This window comes from Glutamicibacter sp. B1, from assembly GCF_039602135.1.
Lineage (GTDB): Bacteria > Actinomycetota > Actinomycetes > Actinomycetales > Micrococcaceae > Glutamicibacter > Glutamicibacter ectropisis.
The window spans coordinates 684284-705558 of sequence record NZ_CP125942.1 but is presented as its reverse complement, the minus strand read 5'-3'; the positions used below and the strand labels follow the sequence as shown (position 1 = coordinate 705558).

Sequence of the window (21275 nt, the reverse complement as noted above, 5' to 3'; positions counted from 1 at the left end):
CAGTGCACGGAGCGGGTCGCGTTTTGCACGCTGGTATTTCACGATTGTTCCGCCTTCCAGCACTGGACGACTTGTTCCAGGCGCTTCTGCCTAAAACGAATAAAAGTACGTTCGCGGAATGAACGAACAAATGATACTGCACGAAGCCGCTTCAGAAGCAGGGGTGACATTCGTGATCTATTGGTTTTAATCAAGTTTGATAGTAACTCGTCGAGATCTTTAAGCTCTTGGGCATCCGAATCCAGTGAGCTGTTCGAAAAGTAGATGCCGACAGCGACATTGTCTTTTGAGTTCTTAAGCGACGTGTTGCCTGCAAGGAATCTGACACGATCGACAAGGATTCCCTCATCGCCCGAATTTGCAGTCTTTCGGGTTGGGTTTTTGGAGAGCCAATGTTCAAAGGCAGTATTTAACCGATTCTTACGTCTTTTCGATCGCCTGTCTGTCAAGCCAATGACAAGCCGGCCGTTAGATCGTATAAATTTGTACCCCAGGTATTCGACAGACTCATCTTCTAAATAGTCCCCATTACTGTCGGCAACAATCTTCGCAAACTTGTCGTCTGACTTATTAACTTCAAGATCCAGTTCGGAAAGAAGAAGATCGATCTTACTAGCGACCTGATTGCAGGCTTCTTCTCCCTCTAAAACTACGATTATGTCGTCAACATAACGCGCATAAAAAAGTACGCCCGGAAATGACCGTATGGCGCGATCAAAATCGCTCAAATAAAGTTCTGCCAGCGGAGAGCTGACCCCTACTCCTTGAGGGATGCCTATCGGTTCGCCCTTCAATAACTGATATTCATGCAGGAGTCGCTCAACAAGTTCGCCCGTGATTCGATCAAGGCTCCGAACTTCAGCGATTCTGTTCAGGAGCTTCTTGTGCGGGATGGAATCAAAGAAACTCCTGATATCGAGACGATAGACAGCATGGGCATATCGCTTCATCAATGAATGTTTTAGGGCACGAACAATGCTGTTTCTGCCTACCATGTGGGTTCCACTAGCCTCACGTAGTATTGTGGCAGCTTCTCGGCCCGGAAACACTACATCAAGGCTGGAACTTATCCGATACGTTTGGCGCTCGCCGAGTAGCACTCCATTTTCTAGCCCCCATTCGAAAGAACGGTTGGATAATGCAGATTGGAAATGGTTCAGAGCGTTCTGAAGGGATTCTTCGAGAACGCTGTCGAGACTTTTTCGCAGGTCAAGTCTTTTTTCTTGATACCTCTCGCGGGCGGCAAGTCTCTCCGGGCTGTCTAAAGTCAGATCCTTAATCTCGAGTTTGTATGCTTCACGGAGTTCGCGGAGGGCTGCTACTGTGCGCTTAGTAGACGGAACCACGTGGGAAATATCTTTTCCACGCCGAGATTCTCGTTCTGCAAGTGCAGTAAAGTTGCGGAGCGAATACGGATATTTGCTCATCAGTCGTTTTTACCTCTTGTCGCTAGGCCGAAAAAGCGTTCAAAGAACACCGTCAGCTTCTCGATCACGCGGCGCTTCTTTTCGCTATGATTCATATCTTTCGAGAACCGTGACACGGGCGGCAAGATCTTGGTGACTTCAGTTCCAGACGTTCGCAGGAGCCCGTCAGCAAACGCCAGGTCTACAAATCCCAGCGTCTGCTCACGCTTCAGATTCTCCGAAGCAATAATCTCCTCAAGCTCGCACTCACGCTGCTTGTACACATACGCCGTCCATTCATCCTGTACCGAGCCATTCACGGACACGGAGTCGACGAAGTTCTCGATCAGGTCTTTCTTGTTACGCAGGGAAGGACTGGAATCAATCGCGCGAGAGATCCCAGCGCGCAGCTCCTTATCGTCGCCATCGCCTCGTTCTTCACGGTACTGCTGAACAAGCAGCAAGATGTAATCAACATTGATCTCAACCTGCTTGATCAGCTCAATCTCGAACACCAGATCGGCGGTGATTTGCTCCTTCTCGCCAGTTTCGCGCTTCTTGCGGTCATTCCACAGATCCAGATACACCGACTGGTAATCCTGGGATTGGCGCTCCGTGAGCACCTCGTTTCCGGCAAACTCATCGAACGAGGTCAAGATGTTCTTCAGTCGAAGGATCTCGCCATAGAGTTTGATGAACTCATTCTGCCCGGATTCGCTCTCGATCACCTGACCGGGAACAAATTTCTCCAACAAGTCAGAGACCTTCTGCGCATACTCGCCGTAGTACTCTCGGTACGGTTTGAGTAGCACGATCCCGGCAGCGTCCTTGTTGCCGAACAGGGCAATCGCGTCGTTCGTGGCTTCTTCCAGGTCACGGAAGTTTACGATATTCCCGTAGGTCTTCACCGAGTTCAAAATACGGTTCGTGCGTGAATACGCCTGAATCAGCCCGTGGGAGCGCAGGTTCTTATCCACCCACAAGGTATTCATCGTGGTCGCATCAAAACCAGTCAGGAACATATTCACCACAATGGCCATGTCCAAGTCCCGGTTCTTCAGCCGCAGCGACAAGTCCTTGTAATAGTTCTGGAAGCTGTCTGAACTCGTATCGTAGCTGGTGCCGAACATCTGGTTATAGTCAGCAATCGCCGACTCCAGGAACGAACGGGCATCACCGGAAAGGTTCTCGGTTTCAAAGCCTTCTTCTTCCAGCACACCGTCTTCGGAGTCTGGATTCGGAGCGTAGGAGAAGATCGTGGCGATCTTCAGCCGGCGATCAGGTGTGAGCTCCGCTTGCTGGCGTTTGAACTCGTTGTAATACGTCCTGGCTGCCGTAATCGAGGCGGTGGCAAACAGGGAGTTGAACCCGCGAACACGTTTCTCGCCCAGGGCGTAGCCCACGGCCCGCTTCGTCTTCTGATCGAAGTGCTCCAAAATATACGAAACCACTTGAGACACCCGCACAGGTGACAGCAAGGCGTTCTCAGTGTCGATTGCCGACACCTGCTTGTCGATGACCGAACCGACCTTCATCGTATTCACATAATCAATACGGAAGGGAAGAACATTCTGATCGGTAATCGCGTCCTTGATCGTGTAGGTGTGTAGCTTCTCGCCGAATGCTTGGGCGGTGGTCTTCAACTGCGGGTTGCCACCGCTACCGGAGTTCTCTGCGAAAATCGGGGTACCGGTAAAACCGAACAGGTTGTAGCGCTTGAACGCCTTCGTAATGGCCGTGTGCATGTCACCGAACTGGGAACGGTGGCACTCATCAAAAATCAGCACGATATGGCCTGAGTAGATCTCATGACCCTTGTTCTTTGCGATAAAGGTAGAGAGCTTCTGGATCGTCGTGATGATGATTTTCTTCGACGGATCTTCTAGCTGGCGCTTCAGTACCGCTGTTGATGTGTTGGAGTTCGCCGAGCCCTTTTCGAACCGGTCGTACTCTTTCATCGTCTGGTAGTCCAGATCCTTGCGGTCAACGACGAACAGCACCTTGTTCACATTCTCCAGACGGGAAGCCAGCTGTGCTGTCTTGAAACTGGTCAGCGTCTTGCCAGAGCCAGTCGTGTGCCAGACGTAACCGCCCGCATCAACGGCGCCCAGCTTCTTGTAGTTTGTCGAGATATCGATCTTCTGCAAGATCTTCTCGGTCGCCACAATCTGATACGGACGCATCACCAACAGCAGGCGGTCACTGGTCAGGACGCAGTAGCGGGTCAGGATGTTTAGTAGCGTGTGCTTGGCGAAGAATGTCTTGCCGAAGGCTGTCAGATCGAGAATCGGCATGTTCTGCGCATCTGCCCACCACGACGTGAACTCGAAACTATTGGACGTCTTCGACTTCTTCTTGGCGCCCGTAGCATCGGCAACATGCTGGCGTCGAGTGGTGTTCGAATAATACTTCGTCTGCGTACCGTTGCTGATCACGAACAGCTGCACGTATTCGAACAGACCAGAGCCAGCCCAGAAGCTATCGCGCTGGTATCGGTCGATCTGATTGAACGCTTCACGAATCGGTACACCGCGGCGCTTCAACTCGATATGCACCATCGGCAAGCCATTGACCAGAACGGTCACGTCGTATCGGTTCGAGAAGCTTGCGCCGCCCTCGCCACAATCCACCGCATACTGGTTGATCACTTGTAAACGGTTGTTGTGAATATTCTGCTTATCTAGCAGGGTAATGTTCTTCGTCGTGCCGTCATCACGAGTCAGCAGCTGGACGTGATCTTCCTGGATGCGCACCGTCTTGTCGACGATTCCGTCACCGGTACTGGCGATCCGTTCTTTGAAGAACCTCTGCCATTCCTCATCCGAGAAGGTGAAACGGTTCAGGGCTTCGAGCTGGGCGCGAAGATTAGCGACGAGGTGTTCTTCACTCGTCAGCTCCACATACTCGTAAGCCTGGCCTTCGAGTCGGTGAATAAATTCACGTTCCAGCTGTGATTCCGACTGGTACGAAGTTTCTTTGGATGGATCGGCATCATAGACCGAGACAACAGTGCTCTCGTTGCTTACGGCGATCGGCTCATATTTACGTGCCTGTGCTTCGATCATTTTTCTGCCTCCTCCGTTTGTTGTATTAGCCATTGTTGTCGCAACATATCGAGCGGCGGACCGGACTGGCTGCCGACCTTCCATGCCATCCAACCGTTAGAGGATTGCAGCTCAAGGGCTTTTGCGGCTGCGGTACTCGGAGATTTATAGGAAACGCCGCGAACGATAATCTCTCCGTCCGCGGTGACGCTGCCTTCGGCCTCTTTACCAGCTTGGCTCAGGAATAGTGCCTGGCCTGCTTGGAGTAGACCGCTGGAAACCAAGTCAGCAACGGTCACGGTTTTATTCGGCTTGTTAGATGGCACTGGCGCAGATGTAGGTTGCTCGTCTTCGGTCAGCGTTTGAGGATTGCTCCGGCTGATATCCAGCCCAGCCAGACGCAGAGCACCGAGGATACTCTTCACGAACGCATCCAAGGAGATCATCATGTGCTTGGGCAGCGTCTCGTCACCGCTCGTCTGGCCTTCGATGACCGTGATCTGGTGCAGCGCATTTAGCTCTGCCGCGATACGGCCTTCCAGGTACCCGATTTCGGCAGTGTTGAACCCGGCGGTGGTATCGCGCTTCACCGCAAGAGCCCGTCGCCAAGGAAGCTTTTCCTTGTTGTTGTGCTGCTGCAAGCGGCCACGTAGTTTGCGTGCTTGCCCTACATACACTCGACTCGATCCGTCGGCTGTCATCAGGATATACACGCCAGGCGCGTCCCAATCGCTCGAAGGTAGAGAAGCCCAATGCTGACGATCAAAATAAGCAACACGTAAAGCATGCTCGACAAAGTCAGCAATGATCGGCGCTTCAGTATCCGAAGGTATCTGCACATTCACCGGGGTGGTACTCATGATGCGGGCTCCAGCTCCTTGAAGGTCAGAAGTCGGTCCCGGTAGTACTCGTACTGCTGGCGACGCGCAGCCAACTCCGCAGGCAAACCAACGCTCAGGTCGTTTACGAGCGCGTCGAACTTATCGAGGATCTCGACGATGCGGCGTTGTTCCTTGATCTTAGGAAGAGAAATAACTATTTTTTTGATGCGACCAACGGCGAGACCAGGTTGAGCAGATTTGGTCTTATACTGGTTCAGATCCATCTCAGTCAGCTTGTGGAATGCCCACGACATGTCGACTTCTGCTTTCGGGGTAACGACCACGGCATGCTCTGTTGCATAAATCTTGCCTTGCGCACGATGAACATTGCCGCAAAGCGCGCCTTGCCTGCCAATGAACGCTACGTCTTCGTCGTAGTTATACCCACTGACGTATCCGCGTACGCCATTTCCGCCAAAACAGCGGTAAGGATGCGTTTCCGACTGGTCATCAGAAATTTCGGATGCCTTCACATGGGTGCCAGCACGCATTTCAAAGATCTCGCCCAAGGGCGTAGAAACGCCGTCCGTATTCTCGCTCAAGAGCTCAGCTCGATAGTGCTCATACTGCTGCTTCCGAGCTTCCAGCTCCGCTTCCAGCTCCGCTTCCAGCTCCGCTTCCATTTTACTAAAAGTATCAAGAATATCCGCGATATGACGCTGAATTTCAAGCGGCGGAACGGGGATAATTAGCTTGGCCAACGATGAGCCAGAAATTCGTCGTACCTTTGTTCCTGAGACGTGTCGCTGCTTCTGATCTTGAAACTGACGGCTCTGGAAATAGTAGGAAACATAACGAGGTTCCAGCTCATGGCGATAGATAAATGCGTCGCCACTCAAGACCACTTCAGTATCACCCAGCCATGCGGTAGCTTTGGCCACGGCTTCATCGTCTTCGCTGGTAGTTGCAATCAACAAATCGCCGTGGCGCGCATGACGTAGTTTCGAGGCGAGTTCAGGAGTGGTAAAAGAGTATGTCCCACTCGCCGAGACGCCATAAAGGGTATGGAGCTGACCGTAATGGATTGCCGGAAAGCCTTCGTGGAAAAGGTCTTTCTTCTGCAGCCCATTACCACGAATAAACTGGCCTACGTCGCCTAAGGTTTTATGTTTAACGCCCGCCGGACAGTGCTCCGCTATCAATTCATCGATACGGCTCACTTCACGCCCTCCAGGTCAGCAACGATCGAATCAATCGACGTGCGCAGCTCAGTCTGGCGAGTTACGATCTGCTCGATTCTGGTATTCAGCTCGATAATGTCGATGACTTCGCGAGTGTCTTCAGCCTCAACGTACGATGACACGGCAATGTTGTAGTCATTCGTAGCGATATCGCTGTTGTCAACGAGTCTTGTGAAGTATTCCGTAGATTCACGATTCGTGAACGCATCAAGCAGAGCCTGCTGGTTGGCTTCGCTCAGTTTGTTCTTGTTGCCTCCGCGCACGAACTCAGCCGAACCGTCAATAAATAGCACGTCGTTGGTCTTCTTCGACTTCTTCAGCACGATGATGCAGGTACCTATCGTGGTACCAAAGAATAGATCAGAAGGAAGCTGAATCACCGTATCAACGTAGTTGTTGTCGATCAGGTACTTACGGATCTTCTGTTCAGCCCCACCACGGTACAGCACGCCAGGGAACTCAACAATCGCTGCCGTACCGTTGGTCGCCAACCAGTGCAGCATATGCATCGTGAAAGCGAGGTCTGCCTTTGACTTAGGAGCCAACACGCCAGCCGGCGCATAGCGTGGATCGTTGATCAAGATTGGGTTAGCATCGCCCTCCCACTTGATCGAGTAGGGAGGGTTAGAGACAATCGCTTCAAACGGCTCATCATCCCAGTGGTGCGGTTCAAGTAGCGTGTCACCCAGAGCCAGGTCAAAGTTCTCGTAGTTCACATCGTGCAGGAACATGTTGATACGAGCCAGGTTGTAGGTGGTGAGGTTGATTTCCTGACCATAGAACCCGCCCACATTCTCTTTGCCTAGCACCTTTGCAAACTTGAGCAGGAGTGAACCCGAACCAGCGGCGGGGTCATATACCTTGTTCACTCGCGTCTTACCGACCGTGGTGATCTTTGCTAGCAGTTCAGAGACTTCCTGCGGGGTGTAATATTCACCGCCAGATTTTCCGGCACTAGATGCGTACATCTGCATCAGGTACTCGTAGGCGTCACCAAACAGGTCAATGGTGCTATCCGAGAATTTGCCGCCCAGAGGAAGGTCACCGATCGCGTCGAGTAACTTGACCAATTTGGCGTTACGCTTCGCGACATTGTTACCGAGCTTGGTACTGTTGACGTTCAGATCATCAAACAAGCCTTTGAGATCGGCCTCGCTGTTAGTACCGGTCGCCGAGCCTTCAATACCTTTGAAAATACCTTGGAGGGTCTGGTTTAGGTTTTCATCTTTTGCAGCGCTTTGACGCACGTTTTCGAAAAGTTCCGAAGGGCGAATAAAGAAGCCCTTTTCGCTGACAATGTCTTCACGAGCGAATTCGGCTTCTTCGTCGTTCATCTTGGCGAAATCAAAGTCAGTCGAGCCCGCATCTCGCTCGCCATCGTTGATGTAATTGGTGAGGTTTTCAGAGATGAACCGATAGAACAGCATGCCCAGCACATATGACTTGAAGTCCCAGCCGTCCACCGAACCGCGAAGGTCATTGGCCACTTGCCAGATTGTTTTGTGCAGTTCCGCTCGTTGCTGTTCCTTCACGCTACTTGCCATCAACTTTCTCCTGTGCCTTCGCAGGCACTAATTAGCATTTGATTACTTGTAACGTTACCCCAGCAACCCCACAAGATAGCGCGAGTGAGCCGTTCTCCACAATTTGTGGCGTTCGCCTACGTCTATAAACCCAAGATCAATCAATCAGACGCCCAAAAATGACAGCAGTAGTGTCCTGGAATGCAATTTCGAATATAAAGTACTGGTGATTCCGTATCGCACTTCTAATGTTCCGTTCCCCTAATCCATTCGTTACTTTCGAGCCAAGAAGTCATAGCGCACAATAGATGCCATGGACTACGACAACCCGCTGATCATCAAAGACGTCAATGCATGGCGCACCTGGCTGAATGAAAACGAAGACACTAGCGATGGAGTGTGGTTGCTCGTAGCCAAAAAGGGCACTACCGAACCGACATCTCTGATGGTTGCCGATGCACTACAGGAAGCCTTATGCAGCGGATGGATCGATGGTCAACGTCGCAGTCGAGACGAAACTACTTTCCTACAGCGTTACACACCGCGACGCAAAGCATCTGTCTGGTCTGAAAAGAATACGCAGTTCGTCCAGGAACTAATCGAGCAGGGCAGGATGCGCCCACGTGGACAAGCAGAAATCGATAAGGCGAAAGCCGATGGCAGGTGGGACCGCGCCTACCAAGGACAGGCCACCGCCCAGGTTCCTGAAGACCTGCGGCGCGCTCTAGATGCGAACCCAGCTGCCAAAGCGGTTTTCGAAGCATTGAAGTCCCAACCGCGCTATCACATTCTGCACCAGCTAATGATTGCCAAGACCGAGAAGACTCGGTCGGCGAGACTTGAGAAATTTCTTCGGCAGCTGTCCGAAGCACCAGACTGAAGCGAACAAACAGGATTCTGCTGAGTACTTTCTTGCCATCAAAAACCCGAATAATCAGGCAATACGAAACAAACGTAAAATTGTCGCCCCAACTGTTTCGCATACAGAGGCCAAGGTCTCGCGCACAAGGGAGCGACGGACTTCTCCACTAGTCAGAAGGTAGTAGCTGGCCCCGTTGCCCCGACATCGTAAGCCGGCAACATCTATCCTGCGATATGCCAACCTGCCATATACCACTGACGTGACCATTCTCGGAGGAGCTAAAGAGTGGAGAGCAACTACTAATCAACTGCAGGCATTTCTTTTTCAATGCTGTTTTGCAGTTCTGCGGACGCCTCACGCTTCCTATTCAACGCTTCGGTGATCATGCCGCCACTGACTTGTACCGCGCCGGCGATTGCCAACAGACCGCCGACCAGCGGGTCGAAGAATAACGCGACGAGGCCAAGGACAAACACCGTCCAACCAAGTGCCATCAGTATGGTGGTTCCGACAATCCCTTTATGAGTCATAGCTTCAGTCTAATGGTTATTTGATCCTCAATCTGGAATAACAGACGCGAAGTAATGACCTTGTCACCAGATTCTTCATCCCTGAGATCCAACGGACACAATGGTCGTAGCACTCGAAAGGACATTCTTCGCATGGCACTACGTGTACTACTCCCCTGGCAGGATCTCGTCGACCGACTGCAGCTTCCGGGTATTGAACCGATACTCTGGCACATCAATGATGATCCGAATGATGCACCACCTGCCGACGTGCTGGTGACCGAACGTCCGAGCAACCCTCAGCTGCGTTCAAGGGTCTCCCGCATCAAGGGACTCAAGCACGTCCACCTGTTGTCCATCGGCTACGAGTGGGTGCTGGAGCATCTGCCAGAGCAGGTGACTTTAACAAACTCCAAAGGCGCCGTGGAAGATGCCACTGCGGAGCACTGCCTCGCACTGATTCTGGCTTCGCTTCGGCAGCTGACACTGGCAGGCCAGCAGCAGCGCGAGCAGAACTGGACTCGTACATGGACCAGCTCACTACACGGGTCAAAAGTCGTGATTCTCGGGGCTGGTGGAGTCGGCAGCGAAATCCGCTCGCGATTGCTGCCTTTCAAACCTTCCGAGCTAACTTCTTTTGCCCGTACCGAACGGATGCATGAGCAGGGCTACCCGATTTATTCTCTCGACAGACTCTGGGATTTTCTACCCTCCGCGGACGTAGTGATTGTTGCTCTGCCACATACCCGAGAAACTGAGCAACTCATCGATACCCAATTCCTCTCTGCAATGAAGGACGGCTCCCTACTGGTCAATGTGGGACGCGGACCCATCGTCGATACTGAAGCCCTACTATTGGAGCTGCAAGCCGGCAGACTGCGTGCTGCCTTGGACGTCACAGATCCCGAGCCACTGCCGGCAGGCCATGCGCTGTGGAGCGCACCTAATTGCATCATCACTCCACACATGGCCGGAGACACTGAACAGTTCATCGCGTTGGTCTCCGAGCTGGCGGTTAACCAAGTCATCAACTTTGTGAACGGTGAAGAACTCACGAATCAAATCATCAATTGACTCGGCGTTTAGCTGTTGATCACCTAGGCTAGTTCCTACGATGAATACTAGAGTTAAAACGCATCAGTCCGGTGGCCGCGAACGCGCTATCGTCGAGCCTAATCGTGCTGGCGACGATGAATTTCGCGTCGATGTGGAACGCATTCGTTTCTCTCCCTATTTCTCCCGACTATCCTCGGTGACTCAGGTGATTCCGCAGGGCGGTTCTGGCACGCTCGTTCACAACCGCCTGACGCATTCATTGAAAGTCTCGGCAGTAGCTCGTTCCATCGCGATCAATCTCAGATCAACCGATGAATCTACTAGGCGACTAATCTCCGACTTAGGTGGTTGTGATCCCGTAGTTGTTCAGGCAGCAGCAGCTGCCCACGACTTGGGTCACCCACCATTTGGGCATCTTGGCGAACAGGAACTCGACCGAGTCGCTCGCAACATGCTCGGTCTACCCGATGGATTCGAAGGCAACGCCCAAAGCTTCAGAATCCTCACGGCCCTGGACAGCTGTGCGGCAACTCCACGCGGAATGAACCTCACCCGAGCCGTACGAGCAGCCGTACTGAAATACCCATGGACCCGTAACGCTTGGCGCTCCAAAGGACCCATCGCTCCGGAACTACTCCCCCGCGGGGTCGGCACCGACCCAGCAGCTGGAGCCATGAAGTACTCTGCCTACGATATTGAAGCGGCAGAGATGGCTGATGTTCTCTCGGTATTCCCTGGCATTGCTCAAAACCAGCAAACGCTGGAATGCTCGGTCATGGATATTGCCGATGACATCGCCTATGCGGTGCATGACCTCGACGACTTCTACCGTGCCGGAATCTTGCAGTACACCAGCGTGTCAGCTGAACTGCGCGCATGGCTGGAGAACGCCACCAGTTTCCAAGCACTCAAAACCTCGGAACTGGATCAGCGCCACCCCGGCCATGCACTGGAACTGACCTGGCGTCGTCTGGTCGCAAAAGACCCATGGATCGCTAATGCTGACGCATTCCGTGACTCGGTGCAGCGTGTGGGCCACGATTTAGTTGATGGGCTGTTAGCGGTTCCCTATGACGGTGGCCTTCAAGCCGACCGCGCGGTCACCTCGTTCACACGCCGCTGGATCGATCGACTTCAAGAATCGGTCACCGTAGACCGCACACCCATCGTTCGCAGTGGCCATATCCGCCTGAGCGATGAAGCCTGGCATGACGTTGTGGTGCTCAAATTTGTGCACTCACGTTTCGTCTTGGACCGTTCAGACTTAGCGGTGTACCAACGCGGCCAAACGAGGATTATTCGTTCACTCGCCGAGGGCTTTAGTACCTGGTTGAATGATCCTGATGATGCAGGGCGTGCTCCTCGACGCCTCTTAGATTCCGTTGAAGCTACCACGGAGGAATACCGTCAGTTGCGTGAGTCTAACCCTGAACTGTTCTCGCAGGCTGGCCCCAATGAGATCAATCGATTAGGGCAGGCACGGGCAATTGTCGACTACATCGCATCTTTCACAGACGCGCAAGCAGTGTCACTGAATTCCTTGCTCACCGGCACCTCCGACAGCCTTTGGGAGGCAGGACGAGGCCTCTAAGTGGACTAGGCTCGCATTCGACTCAACCAGCCAGTGCCAGCCCAGCAAGTTCCTCTTCAAGGATCTTTTGCATCAATGAGTGCGTCTGCGTCGGATCGATTCTCGCGTTGTAGTGTCTTGCCATGAGTACAGCCATGCGGTCAGCGGCCTCGTTGTAACGATTTCCGGCATGGCCCCTGACCCATACGGCTCTTGTCCGCCCGCTACGCCGCACAATGGAAAGCTCCAGTGCGTTATGGTGCGATTGCCTTGTCTGAATTTCTCCGCTGACGATGTTATTGATGGCGTTCACTATGGCTCGACTGTCGCTGTAAATGACTAGGTCAAAATCCGCCGGGGCATAACGCAAAGCCAACAAAGCCCCAGTAGTCTCCGCCATCAAAGAACTACGAGAAAAATTCTTTGGAGCAATCCGCGTGGCCCAATGCCCTTGCAACGTCACCATAGCTCCTGCCCCACGGTCATTTCCATGGTGTGGCAGTGAGCCGTCAGTGTACGCAATGACGGTTGCTCGTGAACGACTTGCTGCCAGAGCGTCCCGGTTTGCTTGGACTGCGGATTCTAGGTTGGCTCCGAAAAGCCATGAAGGGTTCAAACAGAAAACAGGATTGTTCAATAAATCTGTGAATCCAAGTCCATCAGAATTCGCAATAACAATATCGATGGCGGCGGCACTGGCGATACGGCATGTGCCAGTAAATTCAGCAATTGAGTCCAGAATCGCTGTTCCTAATTCACCGCTTTTACATGTTCCTGAAAGCGTGACTACCGGACGATGATGGCTATCGCATAGCGTCACGGCGAAGTCGAAGTGCAGGCCTCGTTCACTGCGTTGAGCCAAATGCCCGTCACTACCTATGGCGGAAGAAAACGGGACATAGGCATGCTTAGTACCGGAGGGATCACGTGTGTAAGGCACACGATCCACGACGGCGAGAATGCGTGATGGCTGGGACTGACGCTCCGAGGAAGCAAACCGACGCACCCCATCGGGGTCCAGAACAATGGAGATCTGAGATCCTGGGAAAGGTACAGACATCATTCCTCCTCGTTCAGCTGAGAGACTTGAGAATGATAATACTGAGCGTTCTCCGCATTTTGGTTTCACAACTGTTAAATACAGGGCACTTTTATCAAATAGTTACTTTTGACGATTCTTGTGGCAGTCGAGAACTACTGCAGGAAATCGATTACTCCTCAGGTATTTTGTCCTAGGCCCGTGAGAATATTGAACTGTTAAACTCCGGGCAATCGTTAAGGAACAAAACCCGAATCATGGCTTCGCAATTGGCTGTCAGGATCATTGAAGCAGTCCGACTCCTGCACCGCATGGGCTATGCCGGAGTGAGAGTACTGCCTGGTATGAATGCGTCCGGTACGGCGTGGAGGATCGTCATCTTCAACGTGACCGAGTGGGACAACGCCAGCCAGTTCGGAGCGCCGTTTGAACCGCGTGAGTCATGCTCATATTCCACCGCAGCCAATGACGTCTTCAACAATCATATTCAGTTCCCTAGCGATGTCAGCTATGTAACGGTGGCCGAAGCGATACTCTCCGAGATGCCTTCAATTCAACGCACTGCCCTGAGCGCAACCGGTAATGAAGAATACGTTTGCTGGTACGCGCAGTTGGCCTCGCAGGTTCATGGGCTCTCAGACTTGCCGATAGCCTACGCCGACTACTTTGACGATACTGACGGCTGGGCAATTGGTTGGGGTAGTCGACAACGAATCCCTCATCCTCCTACCTACATTGCCGTGGCTGAAGAAGCATCAAAATAGTCCTCACGCCCCGAAAACCAAGCATCCGAGCCGAGCTGATCGATTCTGGCGTCTGTGTCGTTTCAAGGCTTAGCCGCAACCACGTCAGGCAAAGTTTGAGTGGTGGTGTGCAAGGAAACAGCGAGGCTCAGTTCAGCCCCTACTGGTTTCTAGCACTTTTAGAAGATTCTTCATCTTCGAATTACACTGTGTCATCGGTGGATACGATGAAGGTGTGAAAATTCGTGTAACTCCTGATCGACCATTGCCACTGGTACGCGCTTGGTCCTGGGTCCAAGACAGCCGCTGGGCACTGTATTCGATTGGGCACGGAATTTTTCGTTCACGACTTCCCGCGGCCTACGCCACCGGAAAACGAGAACCGGTGCTGATCATCCCCGGCGTCTTCGAAAACTGGACCATGATGCGCAGACTGTGCGACCGGATCAATGCGGCCGGACACCCGGTGCACGTACTGCTGGGGTTGAGCCGCAATACGATGCCGATGGCCCAAGCCGCTGCCGTCACTGCGGCTTACCTCCGGGAGAACTCGCTAGATCAGGTCATTGTGCTCGCACATAGCAAGGGTGGGTTGATTGGCAAATATTTGTTGGTCAAAGATCCATCGGTATCGATCAAGCATCTGATCGCCATCGCATCTCCCTTCGCCGGCTCACCCTATGCTCGGCTGGTACGACACCCTGTCATCTCAGGATTCAGGGAAGACGACGCACTACTTTTGGAGCTCGGCGCACAGGTGACGTGCAATACACGGATTACCACCATCACGCCCGCCTTTGATCCTTATATCCCTGCCGGATCAGCCTTAGAAGGAGCCCAAAATTATCGGGTGGCTTCCTCAGGGCACTTCCGAGTGTTGGGTGACCCCGCCGTCGCGGATCTGGTGCTGCGTACCATCGCTCAGGCATCAAGTCCCAAGATGTAATTCACGATTCTGCCTTCAAAGGCAAAAATGCCGTTTGGCTCTTTTTAAGAGCCAAACGGCATTTTGTTCAGGAACTAACTACTTGCTCAGCAGTTCCAGAGCCTTGTTCAGAGTTGCGCTTGGGCGCATGACAGCCGAAGTCTTGACTTCGTCTGGACGGTAGTAACCGGCCAGATCCACAGCCTGACCCTGGACTGCTGCGAGCTCGGAAACAATTGCTTCCTCGTTCTCGCCCAGTGCCTTAGCTACGGCAGAGAATGCGGAATCTTCTCGACACCTTACATATCGACACAGTCGACAAACTGGGCGTGGCAGGCCGGGGCATTCCCGACTACTTCCCATAGTGTCCGTGACGTATGACAATATCAGGCCCATGAATGGCAGAGTTCAAATCCATGGATATCGCAGTTCGTCAAGGAAGCGACGAGCGCCAAACATATGGGATCAGGAACCCGAGAAGACACTGCCCAATCAGCTGGGCGAATGGACCGGCATCCAGATCCTGGGGGTCGTCTTATGCGTGGCGTTCGTGATCCTTTCCTACATTTTAGGGTCTCTGGTTCATCTGGAACTGGTCGAGATCACTCCGGCAATTGTTCTCGATGCCGTGCAGATCCGAAAAGACACAGTCATTGCCGCGTTGGCGATCTTGGCAACATTGATAGTTGCCTTGGCCCTGAGCACGCGCTCATTGGCCGCCTCCACACATGATGCGCGGGAAAAGACTCGCAGACGTGAACAACTGCGCCTATCCACCGAGATCTGCGGGGGCCTGTCAGTTATGTTCGGTTTGCTCTACCTTGCTAGGTTCTTGACCGTGAGCTCTTCCGTCCCCCAAGACGCGACCGACACCTTGATCATTGTGTGCCTTTCGCAGGCCCTGGCCTACGTCGCATCTACCTTCCGTTTGTCAGCAAGTGAGCATCTTTCGGCGATCCAAGACCGGCAGCCGGAAATGCTATCTAAGCATCTTCGAGCGACGAACGTATCATTTCGCCGATGGTATTTCACTCCACGTGATTCAGTTCAGTTGCCGCGCCTGGTGCTATCACTGTCTGCCGCCGTCCTGATACTGATCACGTTTATGGTGATCATGCTCGTTACGCCCCGTAACGTGTTAGACGCAGACCAAGCCCAATATGTTGAGATCATTGTTGATCTCTGGATCTTGCTCTTGTTGCTGGTACTTTTTCCTTGCCTCATCGGCGTCCTGTGGTTGTTGCCGCAGAATCGTTCTCTGCTGGCAGCCGTAGTGATGCTCGTGCCGCTGGGCGCAAGCATTCTGTTCCTGCTGATCCTCAGTGTCGCGATGCTGAACAGTGGTGAATACGCAGGAACCGAAAAGACGTCGGCAATGATCATCACGGTCTTGGTCGCCTCGTCGCTGTGCAGCTGCCTGCTGGTGATACCTTTGGCATTGACTCGCTATCCACGGTCACCGAAGCTCAGATCAGCCTACGTCAGGTTATGCTACCCCGCACATATTGTCCGCTATGCGATATTGGCTAATGAGCGGGATAGACGTCGGCAAGAAATCCACAATGCGCAGCGCCGAATACGGGCGCTAGAACCGCTCGCGCTACCCGACCAGCGTGACGACCATCAGACCGCTAAAAGTGGCGCAAGCCCGCAGTAGCTTGTGGGCAACTTCCTGCGGCCTGTACACCGTCAAAGCGGCGCCGGAGCTTGGACGGTTTCCCCGATGACATCTTCATGAACGATGGCCGCGAGTGCTTTCACTCAAGATAGCGCATTCGACGCGGTCTCATCAGCGGGTGTCGGAGCGTGCGAGTCACGAGCAATTGCGTCGCCCATTAAAGCAGGCAGGTGCCGCCCCACTGGGACGGCACCTGCCTGCTCAGCTCGAAAGAACTACTTGCTCAGCAGTTCCAGAGCCTTGTTCAGGGTTGCGCTTGGGCGCATGACAGCCGAAGTCTTGGCTTCGTCTGGGCGGTAGTAACCGGCCAGATCCACAGCCTGACCCTGGACTGCTGCAAGCTCAGAAACAATTGCTTCCTCGTTCTCGCCCAGTGCCTTAGCTACGGCCGCGAATGCCTCAGCCAGTTCTGCGTCCTTGTCCTGCTTGGAGAGCTCTTCAGCCCAGAACTTAGCCAGGTAGAAGTGGCTACCGCGGTTATCCAGCTCGCCAACCTTACGCTTTGGCGACTTGTCTTCCATCAGGAAGGTGCCGGTAGCAGCGTCGAGGGTGTCAGCCAGAACCTGAGCGCGGGCGTTGCCGGTAGTTTCTGCCAGGTGCTCGAAGGAAGCACCCAGAGCCATGAACTCACCCAGGGAATCCCAGCGCAGGTGGTTTTCGTTCACCAGCTGCTGCACGTGCTTTGGAGCCGAACCACCGGCACCGGTCTCGAACAGTCCGCCGCCAGCCAGCAATGGAACGATGGAGAGCATCTTGGCCGAGGTACCCAGTTCCAGGATTGGGAACAGGTCGGTGAGGTAGTCACGCAGTACGTTACCGGTCACCGAAATGGTGTCCTCGCCCTTACGGATGCGGTCGATGGTGTACTTGGTAGCCTCAACTGGGGACAGGATCTCGATGGTCAAACCCTCGGTATCGTGTTCCTTGAGGTACTCGGTGACCTTGGTGATCAGTACGGCATCGTGGGCACGCTGTGGGTCCAGCCAGAACACCGCAGGGGTCTGGGAGGCACGGGAGCGATTCACGGCCAGCTTGACCCAGTCGCGAATGGCCACGTCCTTGGTCTGGCAAGCGCGCCAGATATCCCCTGCGAAGACCTGGTGTTCGATGAGTACGGTGTCGTTCTCATCAACAATCTGAACGTGACCGTTAGCAGCCAGTTCGAAGGTCTTGTCGTGGGAACCGTACTCTTCAGCCTTCTGAGCCATCAGACCAACGTTTGGCACGGTACCCATGGTGGTTGGGTCGTAGGCGCCATTGGCACGGCAGTCATCGATAACAACCTGGTAGACACCTGCGTAGGAGGAGTCTGGCAACACTGCCAGGGTGTCTGCGGTGTTGCCCTTGGCATCCCACATCTTGCCGCCCAGGCGGATCATTGCTGGCATGGAGGCGTCAACGATGACGTCCGATGGGACGTGCAGGTTGGTGATGCCCTTGTCGGAATCGACCATGGCAACCTGTGGGCCGTCTTCAAAGCCCTTGGCGATGAGCTTCTCAACTCCGGCGCGAACCTCGTCAGACAGTTCGTCCAGGCCGTTCAGGATTGCGGCCAGGCCGTTGTTTGGGTTCAAACCGGCAGCTGCCAGTTCATCGCCGTAGGTGTCGAACAGTTCTGCGAAGTATGCCTTGACCACGTGGCCGAAGATGATTGGGTCGGAGACCTTCATCATGGTGGCCTTCAGGTGAGCGGAGAACAGGACGTTCTCTTCCTTGGCGCGGGCTACAGCCTTCTTCAGGAACTCAGAAAGTGCAGCTACGTGCAGTACGGTGCCATCGATGACTTCGTCCTTGAGAACGTCGAATGGCTTCTTCAGAACCTTAACTTCGCCGTCTTCGCCAACGAAGCGGATGGAGATCTTCTTGTCTGCATCGATGACTACGGACTTCTCGTTGGAAGCGAAGTCGTCAACGCCCATGGTGGCGACGTTGGTCTTCGAGTCTGCGGACCATGCACCCATGGAGTGTGGGTACTTGCGTGCGTAGTTCTTGACGCTCAGTGGTGCGCGGCGGTCAGAGTTACCTTCACGCAGTACTGGGTTAACAGCCGAGCCCTTGATCTTGTCGTAGCGGGCGCGGACGTCGGTTTCTTCATCCGAAGATGGGTTGTCCGGGTAGTCAGGCAGTGCGTAACCGGCAGCTTGAAGTTCAGCGATAGCTGCCTTGAGCTGTGGGATGGATGCCGAGATGTTTGGCAGCTTGATGATGTTAGCTTCTGGGGTCTTGGCCAGATCGCCAAGTTCGGCCAGAGCATCGCCGATACGCTGTTCTTCGGTGACATAGTCCGGGAAGGTAGCGATGATGCGGCCTGCAAGCGAGATGTCGCGGGTCTCAAGTTCCACGCCTGCGGTCGACGCGAAGGCCTCCACGATTGGCAGGAACGAGTGAGTCGCCAACATTGGCGCTTCGTCGGTGTGGGTGTAAATAATCTTGGCCATAGGTGTGGCGTCTCCCTGAACGTCGTGCGGAAGCGGGGTTAACCGCCCTGAACTCAACGTTCCAAATCTACCTGATTTTGCCCTGCACCACACTTTCATGCCAGATGAATCACGCTGAAGAAACGCAAAATTTCCGCTAAAAGCCGGGATGAATAGCGTGGGAGCACTTCGTCACATTTAAGTTAATCTGCCATAACTCAATGACCAGAAGTGGGTTACTGCGCACCGCCAGCGAACCCCGAAGAAATTTGCGTCATTTCCTTGACCGTGATTTCGAAGTAGTCCGCTGGAGTCAACTTGCTCCCAGCAGCTTTAGCGTGCGTGTAGTTCTGCCAGGTAACGCGCCACATCGATGCGATGAGCTCAGCAATCAACACACCCTGCATCCCGGTGACCAAATCTCGCTCACGCAAGGAATCGCTGAGCTCAACCACCAGCTCTTGTTCACGACGTGTAGCGACCAGCAGAAGCTTTGGCTCGTTAATCATGATCCGGGCAAGCCGACTGGAGGAGTCAACATCAACCTCAAAGAGAATATGTTTCCGGCAGCTACCGATCAGCTGCTGAAAAATTTCCGCCGGCGTGGCTCCCTCAGCAATTTCCACACCCGTCAAGGCATCAATGATTTCTCCCTGGCCGGGAACAATGGCCGCTTCTTTGGAGTCGAAGTAGCGAAAGAACGTGCGCTCCGAAATGCCGACTTTTTCGGCGATTCGCGCAACAGTGGTCGCCTCAAGACCGAACTCTTCAACGAGGTCTAAAGCCACCGCTTGAATCTTTCGAGATGTTTCCATCTTGCGTTGATCTCGGATTCCCATGCGCCCTCCTTAAGCCATTTCGTCCAAGTGATCGTCTCACAATGACGAGCAAAAAGTTGATTCGTGTCACTCACTGACACTTTCTCTTGAAAAATTCTGTCAGTCTATGACACTATTTTTCTGTTGAACATTCTACAGAAAGCGAAACGATGATCTCTGAACAGGCAAAAGGTGAACCTTTAGCCCCACCACAGCTGAGCACCAAACAACTCACCGGCATCATTGCAGCCCTAGCCTTGGCCGCCTTCACCATGATCTTGAACGAGACCGTGTTGACCGTGGCATTGCCAGGAATCATGGCCGATATGAACATCACTGCCGCAACTGGCCAGTGGCTCACTACCGGCTTCTTGCTGACCATGTCGGTAGTCATTCCAACCACCGGATTCTTGCTGCAGCGATTCAACCATCGCTCGCTGTTCATGTTCGCGATCATTAGCTTTTTGGTGGGCACGGTCATCGCCGTGATTGCTCCGAGCTTCATCTTCTTGCTTCTGGCCCGCATCATTCAGGCGCTAGGAACGGCAATCATCCTGCCGCTGCTTATGACCACCACCCTGACCTTGGTACCAGCGCACAAGCGCGGCACCATCATGGGTCTGAACTCCATCGTGATTGGTGTCGGTCCTGCCATTGGCCCAACGGTCTCCGGCGCCGTGGTCCACGCTTTGGGATGGCACTACATCTTTGCGCTAATGCTCCCCATCGCTGTGGCAGTGCTGATCTTGGGCGCGATCTTCTTCAAGGTCCCAGCCAACGCACGCCAGATGCGCGTGGACGGTGTTTCGGTAGTGCTTTCCGCACTGGCTTTTGGATTCTTGGTGTACGGAATTTCCAGCATCGAGCACGCCTCAACCAACCCGATCCCAACTATCCTCAGCTTTGTTATTGGCCTGGTATCCCTGGCAATTTTCATCAAGCGCCAGCTGCGACTCTCTGGCCAGGGACGCGAATTGCTGAACCTCTCGGCCTTCAAATCCCGTGGATTCACCCTGGCGATCATCATGATCATGATTGCCTTCGGCACCATGCTTGGCTCACTCATGATCGTTCCGTTGCTCTTGGAATCAGGCAAGGGAATCGATTCTCTGAAGATCGGCATTATGTTGCTTCCCGGTGGTGTTGCTCAGGCGATCGTTTCACCAATCTTTGGACGCATCTACGACAAGCGTGGTCCTCGTCCGGTACTGATTCCAGGGGCCATCATGTTGGCCGCTGGGCAGTGGCTGTACACCACGGTCAACGCCGAGACCGGACTGTTGGTATTCATGCTCATCCACATCGTCTTCTCCATCGGTCTCGCCCTACTGATGACCGGGTTGATGTCTTCGGCCATGGCCTCAGTGGATCCGCGGCTCTTTGGACACGGTTCTGCCATCTTCAACACCGGACAGCAGCTCGGCGGAGCCATCGGCACCACCATCTTCGTCACCGTGATGTCGGTGGTTGCAAACTCGAAGGCCGAGGCTGGCCTTGACGCGACCAATGCCCAGTTTGCCGGCGCTCACTACGCGTTCTTGATCGGCGCGGTACTGGCCACCATCGCAGTCTTCATTGCGTTAGGGATCAAGGGTTCAGCTGCCGCGAAACGTTCCTAGGTTC

The 21275-nt window shown here is 53.7% G+C and carries 16 protein-coding genes and 1 pseudogene; 7 read left to right on the top strand and 10 right to left on the bottom strand.

Annotated elements, in window-relative coordinates:
* Window positions 1-38: 38 nt before the first annotated feature.
* The 5 genes from drt3a to QMQ05_RS03255 are packed head-to-tail and all read right to left on the bottom strand — an operon-like array spanning window position 39 to window position 8056.
* Entirely contained in the window at window positions 39-1427 is a 1389-nt protein-coding gene (drt3a, locus tag QMQ05_RS03275; protein ID WP_345472982.1) for an antiviral reverse transcriptase Drt3a, read from the bottom strand.
* The gene (locus QMQ05_RS03270) at window positions 1427-4471 is read right to left on the bottom strand and encodes a type I restriction endonuclease subunit R (RefSeq protein ID WP_345472980.1); all 3045 of its coding nucleotides are present in this window, start codon (window positions 4469-4471) and stop codon (window positions 1427-1429) included. The genes drt3a and QMQ05_RS03270 overlap by 1 nt, the downstream gene beginning before the upstream one ends.
* Window positions 4468-5310 (bottom strand): GIY-YIG nuclease family protein, encoded by an 843-nt coding sequence (locus QMQ05_RS03265; protein ID WP_345472978.1) that lies wholly within the window; start codon window positions 5308-5310, stop codon window positions 4468-4470. Before QMQ05_RS03265 ends, QMQ05_RS03270 begins: the two co-directional genes overlap by 4 nt.
* Window positions 5307-6491: a restriction endonuclease subunit S gene (locus QMQ05_RS03260; RefSeq protein WP_345472976.1), complete on the bottom strand. Its 1185-nt coding sequence runs from the start codon at window positions 6489-6491 to the stop codon at window positions 5307-5309. Before QMQ05_RS03260 ends, QMQ05_RS03265 begins: the two co-directional genes overlap by 4 nt.
* Entirely contained in the window at window positions 6488-8056 is a 1569-nt protein-coding gene (locus tag QMQ05_RS03255; RefSeq protein WP_345472974.1) for a type I restriction-modification system subunit M, read from the bottom strand. Before QMQ05_RS03255 ends, QMQ05_RS03260 begins: the two co-directional genes overlap by 4 nt.
* Before the next feature lie 292 nt (window positions 8057-8348).
* Between QMQ05_RS03255 and QMQ05_RS03250 the strand changes: the two genes are divergently transcribed.
* Complete coding sequence (locus tag QMQ05_RS03250) at window positions 8349-8915, top strand: YdeI/OmpD-associated family protein (protein WP_345472972.1); 567 nt, start codon at window positions 8349-8351, stop codon at window positions 8913-8915.
* A gap of 281 nt (window positions 8916-9196) precedes the next feature.
* Here QMQ05_RS03250 and QMQ05_RS03245 read toward each other — a convergent pair whose 3' ends face one another.
* Window positions 9197-9427 (bottom strand): hypothetical protein, encoded by a 231-nt coding sequence (locus QMQ05_RS03245; RefSeq protein ID WP_345472970.1) that lies wholly within the window; start codon window positions 9425-9427, stop codon window positions 9197-9199.
* Between the two features lie 132 nt (window positions 9428-9559).
* Here QMQ05_RS03245 and QMQ05_RS03240 point away from each other — a divergent pair, with 132 nt between their 5' ends.
* Both QMQ05_RS03240 and QMQ05_RS03235 read left to right on the top strand, forming a co-directional pair.
* A complete protein-coding gene (locus tag QMQ05_RS03240) occupies window positions 9560-10480 on the top strand; it encodes a 2-hydroxyacid dehydrogenase (RefSeq protein WP_345472968.1) in 921 nt (306 codons plus the stop codon).
* 40 nt (window positions 10481-10520) lie between these two features.
* Window positions 10521-12053, top strand: coding sequence for a deoxyguanosinetriphosphate triphosphohydrolase family protein (locus QMQ05_RS03235; protein ID WP_345472966.1), 1533 nt, complete (start codon window positions 10521-10523; stop codon window positions 12051-12053).
* Window positions 12054-12075: 22 nt separating this feature from the next.
* On the opposite strand, the gene QMQ05_RS03230 is transcribed toward QMQ05_RS03235, so the two are convergent.
* Window positions 12076-13095 (bottom strand): RNase H family protein, encoded by a 1020-nt coding sequence (locus tag QMQ05_RS03230; protein ID WP_345472964.1) that lies wholly within the window; start codon window positions 13093-13095, stop codon window positions 12076-12078.
* A gap of 233 nt (window positions 13096-13328) precedes the next feature.
* Between QMQ05_RS03230 and QMQ05_RS03225 the strand changes: the two genes are divergently transcribed.
* On the top strand, window positions 13329-13835 hold the full coding sequence (locus QMQ05_RS03225; RefSeq protein WP_345472963.1) for a hypothetical protein: 507 nt from the start codon (window positions 13329-13331) through the stop codon (window positions 13833-13835).
* 214 nt (window positions 13836-14049) lie between these two features.
* Window positions 14050-14760, top strand: a complete 711-nt coding sequence (locus QMQ05_RS03220) for an esterase/lipase family protein (RefSeq protein ID WP_345472961.1) — start codon at window positions 14050-14052, stop codon at window positions 14758-14760.
* Between the two features lie 78 nt (window positions 14761-14838).
* Here QMQ05_RS03220 and QMQ05_RS03215 read toward each other — a convergent pair.
* Window positions 14839-15021, bottom strand: a pseudogene (locus tag QMQ05_RS03215) (NADP-dependent isocitrate dehydrogenase); the annotation flags it as partial.
* A 259-nt stretch (window positions 15022-15280) separates the two neighbouring features.
* On the opposite strand from QMQ05_RS03215, the gene QMQ05_RS03210 reads away from it, so the two are divergent.
* Window positions 15281-16396, top strand: a complete 1116-nt coding sequence (locus QMQ05_RS03210) for a hypothetical protein (RefSeq protein WP_345472957.1) — start codon at window positions 15281-15283, stop codon at window positions 16394-16396.
* Window positions 16397-16632: 236 nt separating this feature from the next.
* Here QMQ05_RS03210 and QMQ05_RS03205 read toward each other — a convergent pair whose 3' ends face one another.
* Window positions 16633-18855, bottom strand: coding sequence for an NADP-dependent isocitrate dehydrogenase (locus QMQ05_RS03205; RefSeq protein WP_345472955.1), 2223 nt, complete (start codon window positions 18853-18855; stop codon window positions 16633-16635).
* Between the two features lie 215 nt (window positions 18856-19070).
* Window positions 19071-19673: a TetR/AcrR family transcriptional regulator gene (locus QMQ05_RS03200; RefSeq protein WP_345472953.1), complete on the bottom strand. Its 603-nt coding sequence runs from the start codon at window positions 19671-19673 to the stop codon at window positions 19071-19073.
* 149 nt (window positions 19674-19822) lie between these two features.
* On the opposite strand from QMQ05_RS03200, the gene QMQ05_RS03195 reads away from it, so the two are divergent.
* Entirely contained in the window at window positions 19823-21271 is a 1449-nt protein-coding gene (locus QMQ05_RS03195) for an MDR family MFS transporter (protein WP_345472951.1), read from the top strand.
* Window positions 21272-21275 lie beyond the last annotated feature (4 nt).